The organism is Rhodohalobacter halophilus (assembly GCF_001715195.1).
GTDB classification, from domain to species: domain Bacteria; phylum Bacteroidota; class Rhodothermia; order Balneolales; family Balneolaceae; genus Rhodohalobacter; species Rhodohalobacter halophilus.
In genome coordinates this window covers 49,613-64,089 of the sequence record NZ_MDWE01000012.1, presented here as the reverse complement: position 1 = coordinate 64,089, position 14,477 = coordinate 49,613, and the positions used below count along the sequence as shown (strand labels likewise).

The 14,477-nt window shown below is 37.5% G+C and carries 15 protein-coding genes and 1 tRNA gene; 11 read left to right on the top strand and 5 right to left on the bottom strand.

The annotated features are described in order from the left end of the window. Window positions 1–13 precede the first annotated feature (13 nt). Window positions 14–493 (top strand): hypothetical protein, encoded by a 480-nt coding sequence (locus BG260_RS04605; RefSeq protein WP_069130784.1) that lies wholly within the window; start codon window positions 14–16, stop codon window positions 491–493. Between the two features lie 466 nt (window positions 494–959). Then, window positions 960–1,115, top strand: coding sequence for a hypothetical protein (locus BG260_RS14145; protein WP_176719434.1), 156 nt, complete (start codon window positions 960–962; stop codon window positions 1,113–1,115). A 170-nt stretch (window positions 1,116–1,285) separates the two neighbouring features. Here BG260_RS14145 and BG260_RS04595 read toward each other — a convergent pair whose 3' ends face one another. The 3 genes from BG260_RS04595 to BG260_RS04580 form a co-directional block, all read right to left on the bottom strand. Next, the gene (locus BG260_RS04595; RefSeq protein WP_069130868.1) at window positions 1,286–1,495 is read right to left on the bottom strand and encodes a YgaP family membrane protein; all 210 of its coding nucleotides are present in this window, start codon (window positions 1,493–1,495) and stop codon (window positions 1,286–1,288) included. A gap of 552 nt (window positions 1,496–2,047) precedes the next feature. Then, window positions 2,048–2,121: transfer RNA gene (locus BG260_RS04585), tRNA-Ile, on the bottom strand. 226 nt (window positions 2,122–2,347) lie between these two features. After that, the gene (locus BG260_RS04580) at window positions 2,348–2,773 is read right to left on the bottom strand and encodes a hypothetical protein (RefSeq protein ID WP_069130781.1); all 426 of its coding nucleotides are present in this window, start codon (window positions 2,771–2,773) and stop codon (window positions 2,348–2,350) included. 134 nt (window positions 2,774–2,907) lie between these two features. On the opposite strand from BG260_RS04580, the gene BG260_RS04575 reads away from it, so the two are divergent. The 9 genes from BG260_RS04575 to BG260_RS04530 all read left to right on the top strand — a co-directional run bounded on the left by BG260_RS04575 (window position 2,908) and on the right by BG260_RS04530 (window position 12,053). Next, window positions 2,908–3,108: a hypothetical protein gene (locus BG260_RS04575; protein WP_141691518.1), complete on the top strand. Its 201-nt coding sequence runs from the start codon at window positions 2,908–2,910 to the stop codon at window positions 3,106–3,108. Then, window positions 3,095–3,352, top strand: a complete 258-nt coding sequence (locus BG260_RS04570; protein ID WP_069130779.1) for a helix-turn-helix domain-containing protein — start codon at window positions 3,095–3,097, stop codon at window positions 3,350–3,352. The genes BG260_RS04575 and BG260_RS04570 overlap by 14 nt, the downstream gene beginning before the upstream one ends. Beyond that, window positions 3,349–3,579 (top strand): hypothetical protein, encoded by a 231-nt coding sequence (locus BG260_RS04565; protein WP_141691517.1) that lies wholly within the window; start codon window positions 3,349–3,351, stop codon window positions 3,577–3,579. The genes BG260_RS04570 and BG260_RS04565 overlap by 4 nt, the downstream gene beginning before the upstream one ends. Before the next feature lie 48 nt (window positions 3,580–3,627). Further along, window positions 3,628–4,395, top strand: a complete 768-nt coding sequence (locus BG260_RS04560; RefSeq protein WP_069130777.1) for a CHC2 zinc finger domain-containing protein — start codon at window positions 3,628–3,630, stop codon at window positions 4,393–4,395. Beyond that, window positions 4,386–6,737 carry a hypothetical protein gene (locus BG260_RS04555; protein WP_069130776.1) on the top strand — a complete coding sequence of 784 codons (2,352 nt, stop codon included), beginning with the start codon at window positions 4,386–4,388 and terminating at the stop codon, window positions 6,735–6,737. Before BG260_RS04560 ends, BG260_RS04555 begins: the two co-directional genes overlap by 10 nt. Window positions 6,738–7,168: 431 nt before the next feature. Further along, window positions 7,169–7,417 carry a hypothetical protein gene (locus BG260_RS04545; RefSeq protein WP_069130772.1) on the top strand — a complete coding sequence of 83 codons (249 nt, stop codon included), beginning with the start codon at window positions 7,169–7,171 and terminating at the stop codon, window positions 7,415–7,417. 94 nt (window positions 7,418–7,511) lie between these two features. Then, complete coding sequence (locus BG260_RS04540; RefSeq protein ID WP_218089722.1) at window positions 7,512–7,838, top strand: helix-turn-helix domain-containing protein; 327 nt, start codon at window positions 7,512–7,514, stop codon at window positions 7,836–7,838. 5 nt (window positions 7,839–7,843) lie between these two features. After that, the gene (locus BG260_RS04535; protein WP_069130768.1) at window positions 7,844–9,529 is read left to right on the top strand and encodes a site-specific DNA-methyltransferase; all 1,686 of its coding nucleotides are present in this window, start codon (window positions 7,844–7,846) and stop codon (window positions 9,527–9,529) included. 1 nt (window position 9,530) lies between these two features. After that, a complete protein-coding gene (locus tag BG260_RS04530; protein ID WP_069130767.1) occupies window positions 9,531–12,053 on the top strand; it encodes a DEAD/DEAH box helicase in 2,523 nt (840 codons plus the stop codon). On the opposite strand, the gene BG260_RS04525 is transcribed toward BG260_RS04530, so the two are convergent. Together BG260_RS04525 and BG260_RS04520 are read right to left on the bottom strand one after the other, a co-directional pair. Further along, on the bottom strand, window positions 12,054–13,958 hold the full coding sequence (locus tag BG260_RS04525) for an AAA family ATPase (protein ID WP_069130765.1): 1,905 nt from the start codon (window positions 13,956–13,958) through the stop codon (window positions 12,054–12,056). After that, entirely contained in the window at window positions 13,943–14,476 is a 534-nt protein-coding gene (locus tag BG260_RS04520; protein WP_176719433.1) for a hypothetical protein, read from the bottom strand. Before BG260_RS04520 ends, BG260_RS04525 begins: the two co-directional genes overlap by 16 nt. Between the last annotated feature and the right edge of the window lies 1 nt (window position 14,477).

Genomic DNA, 14,477 nt, shown 5'->3' with positions numbered 1-14,477 from the left:
AATCCTTGCCATTATGAATAAAGCCTTAGCCGCCATCTGCATATTTCTCGTCGTACTGAGTGGATATCTTTGGGTAAAAGTTACCAACCTTGAAAACCGGGTTGCTGAACTTCAGGAACCGGCACTATATGAAACAATGACCTTAATGCAGACGGTGATTCATAAAATTTCATACGCGATAGAGAACCAAAACGTAGATCTGCTTGATTTCTACATTCACGAATTGGAAGAGGCTACTGAAGAGCTGATTCTGGCAGATCTGGTTTATCACGATCAGCCGGTTGGCCAGCTTACACAGACGATGCTCGAACCCACTATCGAAGACCTGGAAGATGCCGTTGAGTCAGGTGATTGGGATCGGGTCAGAGATCGAAATCTCGTAATGATACAGGCGTGCAACAGTTGCCACATATCAACAGGTCATTCGGAGGTGGTTGTAACAGATCGGGCAGAGGTTAATCCTTTTAATCAGGATTTTTCAACACGTGAATAAACACTCTCAATTTTTGATACAAATTGTTCAGAAAATTTATTTCAGACAGTTGAAAGGTTTGCAAAGTTCAATTTAAGTTACTGAATATCATAAGGTTAAAGGTCAAAAAAGAGGCTCAATATTAAATTTAAAATTTGTGTAAGGGTTTCTGTTTTTCTGTGTCTTATATGCAGAGAACCACGATACACAAATAAAAAACAAGAGTTACTATCTGAGAAGCGATTGAGCACGCTTCTCAACAACCATTCAGGGATTGAGGCTGAAAACCTCAATCCCTTTTTTTATATCGACTGGAGATCTTTTAATCGACCGAGTTCAAGCATAACAAAGGAGCATAAACGCTCAAACGTTCTCAGAACCGGTTCATTTTTCAGATAATCCTCATTGAATGCTTCCAGCAAATCTCCTGTTTAGATAATAGCTTCATAAACAAACGATGCAGAGAATGATAACCAATCCTAAGATTATGAGTGAAGAGAATCATAAGAGTACAGAGCGAACGAAGGATGAAAAATCCACAAATAAGAATAGGAAACTAAATAGAGAGCTGGAACAAACATTTCCTGCCAGCGATCCGCCATCCCGTACCCGTCCCGGCCATGAGGCTGAAAATGAGGAGTAATCAATTGCTCAGAAGAAATTCACGATGCTGGATTGTTGAGAATAGGTTATAGCTTACATTTAATCTAATGCAAAAAAGAATGCCCAAAGGAATTACTACATTTAGTGTTTTCTGCTTTTGGGCATTTGTGTCGTTTCATTTTTTTATAACCACTTGAATGGTAAATGATACTAAGCAACATTCACCTGTTCTTTATCCGACATGGTTCTGTTAAGCAGATAATAAACCGGACAAAACCCGGTAAACATACTCATAATTTGAAGAACGGCCACAGCACCAGCCAGATAGAGCCAGTTCAAATTGATATAAACGGCCAACAATACGCTTGTCAGATATATGACTCCGACAATTCCATCGTGAATTTTAGTTTTACTTTTCATGTGAGTTGTTCCTCCGGTGAGTTTGTTAAAGGACAGGCTGAATTGAATTTGTAAGCTTCCCATTTTTTGGACCACTCATAAGCAGTGAACTTCAACTCAGGTAATTTATCTCTAGTTAATATCTTTTTTTAGCAGATTAGAATAACCTCTTCACTTCTTGTACTAAAGTCGCTATTAAATTAACAAACCGAATGTCGATTGGTTGTACTCTCACAAAAATTTATAAAAAGAGTGTTCATTATGGGAACCATCATCTCGCTGATTACAAAACTTCTACTCAAAAAAGGAGTATGTGTCCATCGTAGCCATGGTAATTTAGTGCGCGCACTTCGAATCCTTGGCGAAGGAGTGGATCCAGCAGGACTTGAACCGCGAAAACACTGTTTTCGCAATATAGATAAGATGGCCTCAGCCAAAAACAATACTCAAATCCTGGGAGTCGAGTACAAACCTAGTTGTGAAAGTGCAGATCTGTTTTCACAACACAGATAAAATGGTTCATCCAAAAACAATACCCAGATTTTGGGGTTGGCATAAAGAGAAGGAAATGAGTGGACCCAGCAGGACTTGAACCTGCGACCAATCGATTATGAGTCGACTGCTCTGACCAACTGAGCTATGGGTCCTACAACGTAATAAACAGTGATTTTATCCCTCTCGCAGGGATTTGTGATTTCAAATGGACACCAATTTGGACACCAAAGCAATTCTTATCCATTCCGATTGTTCGGTTATGGACACCAAAAGCGATATGTCGTTTGTTTGCTATCATCATTTTCGATCACTGCCACTCGCTAACTTTTGTTAGCGTTCAAATATAGGAATAAAGTCCTGTTTACTTCAAAAGTTTATTCAGTTGATTTTATCCCCACGACGTTCCAAAATCCGTACAAGCAGTTTTCCAAGCTTTACTTCTAATTCGTTTGTGAGTTCAGCGTCGTCGGCTTCTTCAATTCGTTTCTCAAACTCTTCGATAAGACTGATGGCACCTTTTATCATCACATAGCTAACCCCCTCTTCTTCCACATAGTCAGCTTCCTTATCAAACATGCCGCCAAGTCCGGTAAGCAACCAGGAGCCACTGCATCCCGAACCCCGTACCACTTTGGCCAGGATATCAGCACCCGGATTTTTAATTCTTTTTTTCTTTAAATCGGTTATTAACGAATGGTTTGTAATCCCACATTTTTCGAGGAATTCACGGTTGGATGGGTAAAGTGCACTAACAGCGATTATTCGGCTGGCTATTTCGTTTATTTCTGATCTTTTACTTGGCAAAATTGAGTATTTACGATTATTTTCTTCGCTGATTTCTAACAGTTGTAACTAACATATGTAATTAACGAATTATTATGTCAATTAAAAAACAGAACCTACATTGGGACTTGAAGCTTGCACTTACACTAAAGCATATGCAACTCAAGGATTTTGCAGAAAGTGTCGTCAGACCAAACGGGGTACGAGGAGTAAGTCACACAGCAGTCATAAGAGTAGCACAACATCACGAAAGCACACCTTGGCTGCGAGATGCAATCAAAAACTTTATTGCAGACAGTAAAAGAGAGAATCCTTCATTTTGGCAAAATATGGAGGTGGCCGGTGAGCGCAGATAGACAACAAAAACTATTTAAAGCCATAGATAGCCTGGAGAGTCAGCTTGAATACCTCAAGGGATTAATTCACGATGCAATTCCACAGTCTGAATGGTTAGATACGAAAGAGTTTGCTGAACGAGCCAAGCTTCAGCATCGAACCGTCACAAACTACGTAGGCAAGGGTAACATCACGAAATTTAAAAAATCACCGACCGGTCGCTATCTGATTCATTTTTCCGAACTGGAGCGTTGGGGGAAATGAGCAACATAAATAGCATGACCATTATTGCAAAAGACAAGAACATCACGATTGGCCGGGATGACATCAGGGCAACGGTTTGGTTTATCGCTTCCATATTATATGAAGCTGAAGACCTTCAACTGTTTGCATCTACCGTTGCGCCTACCGAACCACTGGACATTAAAACAACCGCAGAGATTTTAGCTAAGGCTCAACTCGAACTGCGGAACTACCATAACAATCGATAAAAAGTAACTGATTATTGGGATGAAGAAAATTTACGGGGTACCTGTACTATGACATTTACACAGGCAATCAAACAGATCCGGGATCTCTCCCGTGATGACATAACCGGTATCGTTTCAGACTATGTAGAGCTGAAGCGATCCGGTAACGGAATGAAAGGCTGCTGCCCATTCCATGATGAAAAGACACCGTCCTTTCACGTATCCGATCAGAAAGGCATTTATAAATGCTTCGGGTGCGGACTGGGTGGTGATGCCATTGATTTTGTGATGCGTATCGATGGAAAGGAGTTTCATGAGGTGATCTACCAGTTCGCTGACCGGTTTCACATCACCATTGAGAACAGTAGCACCGGCACGGATAAAAAGGAACCAAGAATCCCGGAACCTATTCCCGGTTTAAAAAAGGTACGGTCTGAAATCAGAAAGGCTGGTCTTGTTACCGTGATTTGTGGTGATTCACCAACAGATGAAATTGATAACAAAGCAGCGGTTAACATCCCTGCATCATTTACACCAGAAGAGGCAAAAGCATTGCGAAAGTTTACCAACCGGTGTGAATTGGTGGTAGGTGAAGTGGCCTGGGAGAATGTTCGTGAAAGTATTAAAACAGGTTTGACAGAAGGATTCTCTGTAACCATTCTATCAAATGGACAATCAATGGATTGGATTTACTATGTAACTGAAGTCGCGCAACCGGAACGGGGTGATATCATCAAACTGCTGGCCGCTATTCCTGATTCCATCAGCCGATCTGTTTACATGACAGAATACTCAAACTTAGCCTCCCAAAATAGCGAGGCCGAAGTATGCCGGTAGAAACGTATAACGCAGATTTTTGGCGGTGGCTGCTCAAAAGAGAGTATGATGATTTTCAACATATCTACGAGAACCAGACCGTCATATCGAATGCAGAAAATATCATTCATGGTGGCTTTGATCTGGAAATCAATCTGGATGAAGGCCGGTGCCACGATTCTAAAGGAAATTCCTACACCCTGCCAGAGTATGTGGCTTTTAAAAACGATGCCACAATTCAGGAAACCGAGATTCGCCTGGAGGTTGAATTTGAACGGTGGAAAGATCAGTGGAAGGCCGAACAAGATAGCCTGGAGTATTATAGAGATTACGAAACCTACAGATGGTTTCGAAGAAAAGGCAGTGACAGTATTGTAGTGACGGAATTTGACCTCTTACTGGACTCGATCATTGAGAAGTGGAACTCCGAAACCCAGGATTGGGATCGAAGCTATGAAGGTAGAATTCGATACTTCAAGTTTAAAGAAGCGATCTACAAACCATTTCTGTTTGAGCCAGGCCAAACACACAGCGTTGAGGAGTTTTCCAAAGCTGTTTGGGAAAAGGATGTCCTGGAAGTGAAAAACATGAGGAATGAAGAGATGCGCAGCTTTTGGTCGCATGTCAACCATTACTACAAACCGAGGATCGTCCGGGAATATGATCACTACGGCTTCATTTCGTTTGAAAAAGATAAGTACTTTCTGGCCGGAAATGTTCTGATCAATTTTCCCAAGAAAACCGGCCAGCAACTACAGTTAATTGCGCTTCAGGATGGCGCATTCCCCGTTGGCGATAACAAGTTCATTAAACCACCGGATGATGCCGTACACCTGCCCCACTTTGAGTTAGGGGTTGCCGATCCGTCCGGGCACTACAAGAAAGCCATGCGGATGCTGTTTGATGATGAACGCTTCGAAGAGAAGTTTAAAGAGGTAGAGTTTCACTTCTGTAAAATGGTGGGAGGAGACAGCGAGTTTGATCAATGGGGAAAGCTCATTCTCTCATACATCTTCAGCTATATCTATTTTGATGAGATCTATGGCCACTTCAAGCATATCATCTTCCTGTACCTGTATGGGGAGGGAAACGTAGGGAAAGGTGAAGTTGCAAAACGTATTCTGGACTTCTTTGGAATTAATTACCTGGACAGTTTGAATACGCCACCGCCACGTTCGGTGGATGAAGCCCTGGAGATGAAATCTCAGATTCCTCAATGGATTGATGAGCACGTTCCCCAGGTACCGGGAAAACAGGCGAAGATCGAAGATCAGACCTGGAACTCCTGGTTTGAACTTAAACCCCGGCCAACGAACATCAAAAAGGGAAATAAATGGGGAAAGGAGCGCAAAGAGGTTCGCACCATGCCTCTTTTTTGCAGCAACTTTAAACCGGCCACGGATCACCTGCTCAGCCGGTCGCTGATCTATGAATACAAAAAAAGCATCCGAGGCCCGGAGCAGCATGTGAAATGGCTCATGCAAAATAAGGAGATCCTTCAGCTCTTGATGATCTCCTACATGCAGAACTATTATCTGGTTGACCGAAAGCTCTTTGTCTGGGATCTGGATCGAATGCGTTCTTTTCTCCGGGATACGGTTAAGCAGGATATTGCTCAACGAGATTCAAATGCGGTTCTTCAGGATCGTCAGATCAGTCAGTTTGCCTCACTTCTTACCGTGTACCATTGGTTAAAACCGGAGTACAGACGAGAGATCAGCAGTGTGGAGCTGGAATTTCGGGAGCTGGAAAAGAGTGATGATGAATCATTCAAAACATTGATTCAGGAGAACCTACATGATCGCATTGATGGGCTAATCGATAAAAAGCTTTTTGGCTTCATACGTAAAGAGATCGTTCGAAATGCGGTAATTGCTGCAAGACATGATCCGCTTTCCGATTACATCGACTCTATTGGTACGCTTATTCAGGCGCAGAAAATCACGACAGTTCATTTTAACTGGATGGAAGATGGCCGATTGAAGTTCTGGGCTAAAGCGGTATGGGATATCTATGAACAGGAGAAACGTGGCACCGATAGCCTTGTCAGAAAGGATATTGTAGATGAGAAGCTGAAAGACTTAAGCGATTTAGGGAAAAATGGCGATTTAAAGGTCGTTAATTGGGCGATTAGTGAGTCAGCTTCCGGAATTGCGCTGGGTTATACCCGGCAGAGAGGTTACTCCATTCCTAAAGCGGTAGAGATCGAAATTTTCAGAAATGCCTTTAACTGGGACAAGTTCAGACCAGTTGGAAGCTCGGACTGGGCAACCTATAAGATGAAATATGGAATCGTTGAAGAAGAGGATGACCTGCAACCAAAAAACACGGAGTCACTTGATGAAGAGTCAGCCCCATTCTAACATATTTTTTTAACCAGTAATATAAGATCGGTGAAAGTTGGAAAAGCTCTGTTTCAATGTTTCAAAAGGTATAAAACGAACTTTAAATCATCATAAACACACTTTTTATGAAACATTTGCTTGAAACTTCTTTGAAACCCAATGAAACATTGGCTCCTGAAACGGTAACATTCATGTTTCAAGAAAGTTTCAAGATCGAAGATCGTAAGTATCTGTTTTTATTATATCCATTTAGAACTAAAATCGACCTGAAACAGCAATGTTTCCACAACTGTTTCATCAAAAACGGCCATTTCATACGATTAAACGTCGTTTTTCCCTTTTTGAAACAAATTACAGCGACAATCACACAAACCAGATTTTTTAAGAATAGAAGGTTTAATAATTAAGGCAGTACCTAAAATCAACAAACAACCTAAATACCCACAAAAATGACAAAAAAAGACACCACCAATATCGAATACCTGGTAAACCTTGAAGTAATGACAATAAAGCAGGCCCAGGTCTATGTAGAAGAGAAAACCGGAATGCGAAGCAGCATGTTTTATGAGTGCGTGCGTCCGCTTTTAAATCCAAAACCAATCGCTCAGAATTTTCGAACGAATCGACCGGCTCATTTGGTAGTTCGAAAAGAAGAAGTTGATAAGGAAATTGCCAAAATGAAAAGTCGAATAATTTAAGTGAGAGACGTATTTATATTTATTAATCCCTAACCTTAAAACATTTGGAGTGGCATTTTTGATTGTGGTTTAGCATCCATAAATTGCACAAAAATTGACAAGTCACATCCTGTACAGTCAACCGATGCAATTTTGTGAAAAAATAAAAGATAAACGAATAACTCAAGGTCTCTTGCAGCGTCAAGTTGCCACAGCACTTGAAATAGATACACCACTCTACAGCAAAATTGAACGTGGTGAAAGAAAAGCTAAGCGTAGCCAAATACACAAAATTGCAGAAGTATTGAATATTGACTCAGAAGAGCTCTTGATTTTGTGGCTTGCTGATCAAGTATATGAAATAGTGAAAGATGAAAATGTTGCCGCTCAGGTATTAAAAGTGGCGGAAGAAGGAATTAAATACTCAACAAAAAAAGATTAACGGTTATGCCAACCCTTCAGTTTAAAGGAAAAAATATAATATGGAATCATCACTTAAGTGTTCCATACCACTCTCTTGAGGATGCTTCTGAATTAAACTTTCAAGAAGACAAAGGCAATGGAAACCTAATTATAGAAGGAGATAATCTATTAGCTCTAAAATCATTACTTCCAAAATATTCCGGCAAAGTGAAATGTATATATATTGATCCGCCGTATAATACTGGAAAAGAAGAATGGATTTATAGCGATAAAGTAAATAGCCCTCTCATTAAACAATGGCTGGATAAAGAAGTTTCAAAAGAGGATTTAACCAGGCATGATAAATGGTTGTGCATGATGGTTCCTCGTCTCAAGCTTCTAAAAGAGTTACTCAGGAATGATGGAGTAATTTTTATAAGTCTTGATAACAATGAAGCGTTTAATTTTAAATTATTAGCCGATGAAATTTTTGGTGAAGAAAATTTCCTTGGTGTTATAGTAGTTCAAACAGCAACAGATAATAATCCAACTCAAATTGCAACTGAGCATGAATATATATTTAGTTATGCAGGCAATAAAGAATTTCAGGAAAATTGGACAGCAATATCAGAGGGAGCAGAGAGGATTCAAGAGAAATACACTGAACTCAAAGAAAAGTTTGGTGAAGACATTGATAGTATTCAAGTAGAACTTAGGCAATGGATTAGGGATAACGAAGATAGATTAGATAAAGTTACTCACTATGATAATGTCGATCATTTAGGTGTTTTCCACGATGGTGATGTTGCGAATACAAAGTTTGGAGGATATGAATATGAAGTGATTCATCCTGTAACTAAAAAGCCATGCAAAATACCTGAAAAAGGATTTCGCTATCCTGAATCAACAATGATAGAGATGATTGGCAATGATAATATTATGTTCGGTGAGGATGAAACTACTTTAATAAAACCAAAGAAAAGATTGGAAACAGTTACTGCCAGATTGAGAAGTATAATCTATGAGGATGGCAGAGCTGCTACAAAAGAATTGGAAAAACTATTTGAAAAAGATTTTTTTAAGAACCCAAAATCACCAAAAATTCTAAAAAAACTGTTCGAGTATACAACAGATGAAAATGACATTATCTTAGACTCTTTTGCCGGATCAGGGACAACTGGACAATCGGTTATGCAGTTAAATAAAGATGATGGCGGGAACAGGCAATTCATTTTAGTCCAGATGAAAGAGAATTCAGAACAGGAGCCTGATAAGAATGTTTGTCATGATAAAACCAGAAAAAGAATTGTAAAAGTAATTGAAGAATATAAATTTCAAGAAGGTTTTAAATATTTAAAAATTGGATCACCAATTGACCCGGATACATTATTGGAAGGTGAGCTACCGACATATAATCAATTTGCAGAGTATGTTTACTATTTAGCAACCGGCAGTAATCTTTCTGAAAAAGAAAAAATAGATCCAAATAAACATTTTGTGGGTAATAATGGTAGTCGATCAATATTTCTTATCTATGAACAAGATTTTGAGAAATTAACCCGGCTTGCCCTGACACTTGAAATTGCACAAGAGATCATTAAGGAAAGCCCTGGTAAAAGAAGAGTTATTTATGCTCCGGCCTGCTTCTTAGACGAAGAATACATGTCAGCAAATCAGGTTGAATTTGTTTCTATCCCCTACAACTTATTTGAAAGAAATTTAGAAGCTTAATATGTACTTAAAAAAGTATCAAATAAGAGTTGTAAACGAGTTAAAGCACTTTTTTGAAGTAGCAAAAGAAAATAAAGTTGCTATTGAAAAAGCTTCTGAGCATCTGCCGGAGGACTTAAGAGATAGTTTGAACTACGTGCAAAAAACGTTCGAGTCAATAAAAAAACCATATCACGATCATTGCAAAAACGGATTAGGTAATTTTTATCCACGGACAACGCTAAAAGTACCGACCGGTGGAGGTAAAACAATTCTTGCGGTTGAGGCTATACGGGAGTTCCAAACTCACTTTAAAGAAAAGAAGACCGGCCTTGTAGTATGGGTTGTGCCTAAAGAAATTATCTACAATCAAACAATTGAACGATTACGGGATAAAAGCCATCCATACCGTCAGTTACTGGATCAGGCAAGTGGCGGTAGAACAATCATAAAAGAGAAAGGACAAAAGCTATCAATACAGGATATAGAGGAGAATTTAGTGGTTCTCTTCATTATGATTCAGTCTATAAGCAGATCAAACAGCCTTGATGCTTTGAAAGTTTTTCAGGATAGCGGGGGCTATGAAAGCTTTTTCCCGCAGGACAATAGATATGACCTACATAAAGATTGGAAGAACAAGGTTCCAAATTTAGATGTAATGTGGGAAAATGGGGAACAAGCACAGCTTCTCACAAGCCTCGGCAACGCTATCAGAGTTTCAAAGCCATTGTTGATTATTGATGAAATTCACAGAGTCTTTACTCCTTTAGCAAAAGAAACTATTGATAATCTAAATCCAGAAATGGTTCTGGGGCTTTCTGCAACTCCCAGGGAGGGTATGAATATCTTATCAACTGTTAGTGGTTTAGAGCTAAAAGATGAAGAGATGGTAAAACTCGATCTGCATATTCATCCCCCGGATAGTAGTGAAGAAGATGACTGGAAGGGAATGATTAATCAGATTTCCGAACATCGAGATGAGCTTGAAAAAAAAGCGATAGAATATCGACAAAACACATCAGAGTATATACGGCCAATAGCCCTAATCCAGGTTGAAAGAACTGGAAAAGATCAACGAGGGCGTGGGTTTGTGCATAGTGAAGATGTGAAAGAGCATTTAATTGATATGGGGGTAAATCCAGATGAAATCGCCATAAAATCAAGCTCAAAGAATGACATTGAAAATATTGATTTACTAACCCGTGCTTGTCCGATACGTTTTATTATTACGAAGGAAGCATTAAGTGAAGGCTGGGATTGCCCATTCGCATATATATTGGGAATAATACCCAACGTAAACTCCAATACCGGCGTAACACAGTTAATTGGCAGAATACTTAGACAACCGAGGGCAAAAAAGACTGGGATAAAGGAATTGGATGAGAGTTATGTTTATTACTCAAAAGGGGAAACAAGAAATATTTTAGAGCGTGTTCGTACTGGCTTCCGTGAAGAAGGTCTTGAAGATCTCATTTCTAAAATGAAGGTCTCAACTCAAGAAAATATCAATCCTACCAAAAAGGTTTTTGTTCGGGAAGAATTTAAAAACTATGAATACGCATTCTATTTGCCAGTTTGGTTAATCGTTGACAACAACGATAATAAGAGAAAGTTTAATTATGATTTTGATATACGCCCAAAGATCAATTTTCATGAGTACAGTTTAACCAACGAGGTAATAAATCGAATAAAAGAATCACTTAGTGAAGAGAATAAAGAACAAAAAACTTTTTCGGTTACAATCAGTGAGGACAGCAAAACTGTAATTGAGGAAGAAAATACTGAGTTCAGGCGTCAAGGTCTGATATCCAAAAATTACATGACACGAAGATTTTCAGAGGTAGTTGAAAATTCATTTTTATCAAGAAAGCTTACCAATATTGTAATTCAAGAGCTTGAAAATGAAATTGGAAAAGAAAAGCTCAGTGAGCATTTCAGTTATATCACATCTATAATCACAAAAGATTTAAAACAAAATAGGAGAAAGAAGGAAGAAAAAATCTTTTCGAGTTTGCTCGAAAGTGGATTGCTGAAGTTGGCTGTAAGCGACCATGAAAATATAGGTTATAAAATACCTGAGAATGATTTCATTACGGTTACTAACATTCCAAATACGTATTCGAAAAACCTATACTCAGATGTTGAAGTTTCAACAATGAACAGTCTTGAACAACGAGTTGCTTCAATATTGGAAAATCAAAACAAGCTGCTTTGGTGGTTTAGAAATAGAGTTGGTAAAAACTGGTATTCCATTCAAGGTTGGCAAGAAAATAAAATCAAACCGGATTTTGTGGCCGCAAAAAGAAAAGATGATGATACAATAGAGGTAATTTATATTATAGAAAGTAAGGGTGAGCACTTAACAGGTAATCCAGATACCGTTTACAAGAAAAACGTAATGGACAGAATGACAGAATTGAAAAAGGAAGGTAAGATTGCGGTTTATCAAACAGAATTAAGGTTTGATCAAGTAAATGAATCTGTTGAGGCATATCTTGTAAAAGATGGCAATGAAGAAGAAAAGCTAAAAAATCTGTTGAAATAATTAATTTTTATTTAACAGCCTTTGATCAGGTTTTTTTAATGTTTGAACAACTTTTTCAGCGTAGTCTTCAGGATACTTTCCAATTCCAGTAGTAAATATTACTTGAAAATCTTTAGTTGAATTTTCTTCGATATTCTTCAGTTGCGCAATACATTTAATTAAACTCTCATCATCAATACCGGCCGTTTCTGGTGTATCAACGAGTAAAAATCTTGGAAATTTAATTTCATCAATTTGAGTAGACAAATATAATAGAGTAAAATAATACATAAGTCTAACAGCAACTGTGGAGCTTGCCTCTCTGTACTCTCCATTATTAATAATTGGTCTATACGTTTCCCTATCAAGACGAGCAGTTTTACAGTCAGGCAATGAGTTTATCATCAACTCATTATATATTTCGTCAAATAATTCAAGTTTGTTTTCAATATCATTTTCTGCATCAGTAGAAAGGCGAGTCATAATTCTCTTTTGTCGGTCGTACTGTTTTAGGTAGCGATTATATTGATCTTGATAAGCCTGTCTTCTTTTTTCAATCTCGATCTGCCTTTTTAGAACATTAACTTTATCTCTAACAGCTAATATTTCATCATCAATTTCATTTAAAGAATTCGTATCGATTTTGCCATCTACGCCTTTAATTAGTTTTTGAATCTCCGTTTCGATGCTATTTATCTTTTCTTGTATTTTTTTTGTCTCTACTGAAAGGGAGGCTCGCTTTTTTCTAAGTTCCTCTAAAGCATCATTTACAGTTTCAACTGATTTTTGTTTTTGTTTAAGTATTTCAGTGTATTCAGTACTATTGTAAAAAAACTTTTCATACTGTTCTTCTTCGATTTCTCCGCCACAGACACATTTTCCGTGATCACGATCTACATTTCGCAAACAATAAGGGCAAGTGTTTGGTGAAAACAGATCCAGTTTATCATGCATGTGAAGAATTTTCTTTATCTGAGTTGCTTCAAGTATCAAATTTTCTTGTAGCTGACTGAACTTTATTGTTTCAGTAAGAATCCCTTTAATTTTTTCATCATTCTCATTTCTATAAATTTGCAAGCTAATAAGTTCTTGTTTTTTTGAATCAACTTTTGCAAAATTTTCAGATGTATTTGGTCTATTATCTTTGAGGCTATCTCTCCGTATCATCAAACGGTTTAATCGTTGATTAAGCTCAGCTTTGAACTCTTCTAAATGAACTAAATTTAAATCCTCATTGTCTTGATTTAATGATTCTGCAATTATGTTATACTCATCTAAAGTCGCTTTGGCACTATTCTTTTTAGTTTGTAACTCCTTGAATTTAGATACACTTTTATAATACTTGGAATAAGACTTACCAATAAGAAGTTGGAATATTATTTTTCTAACCTCTAAAGAGTCTGTAATGAAATTTTCAATATCAGGTTTCTTAAATATATCCCTGGGATTTGGATCTTGATCATGATATATAAGCCTAAAGAGTTCCAAGAGATTTATTCTCCAGTTTTTTGATCCTTGAAAAACTTCAACTGACTCTATTCCCAATTTTTCTAAAAACCAATCCGAAAAAATGTATTTCTGATTCTGACTTCTGTGAATTGGTAAAATTTCACTTATATCCTCACCATTTACAAGAATATCATTTTGCCCAATAAACCTTTTAATTGAATACTCAACATTATTGATAATTACAATCAGTTGTATATAATTATTTGAATCATTGACTATTTGAGTATGATTATCAGTTGCTGAAATTTTGAATTGCGAAGGATTCCCACTTAAAGCGTAGTATATCAAATCCATTAAAGTAGATTTCCCAGAACCATTGTCACCCTCGATTATATTTACTCCAACATCAAACGAAGGGGATTCGTAAGAATAATTATCACCTTTGTAATACGCTTTCTTAATTAAGAAATTGGCCATGTGGTAATTCCGAAATTGTTAAATAGATTAGACAATACGTTTTCCAATTTTAAGATTGTTAATCGAGGGATACTCGATTTAACAATTTCTGCGTTTTTTCTTTCTATATAAAAAATCTCTTCATTTCTCAGAAAATTAATATCACCTTCAGGGTTCAGATAGATATCAATTGTGTTTCTTTTCTGATTTTTTACTAATCCTATAAACTCTTTCTTTTCTAAACTAAAGAGTAATCTCTTAAAATGAGCCATTCTTGTTACTCCATTACCGTATGCTTCGTTCAGCAATTCTTTGTCATATATGCTCAAATTATGTTTAGATTTTGAATTACTTAATATCTCAGTAAGTAATGGGTTGGAAACGAAATCTATTAGAAAAGACAGTTTTTTATAGTCTTTAAAAACTTTGTCTGATGATTTACAGTTCAAAATATCTAATAGTAGAAAGGTATTGTAAGACATAAAATAAAAGTCTTCACCCTTTACAAACATAAGTCGTTTTTTGTTGATCTCCGTCATG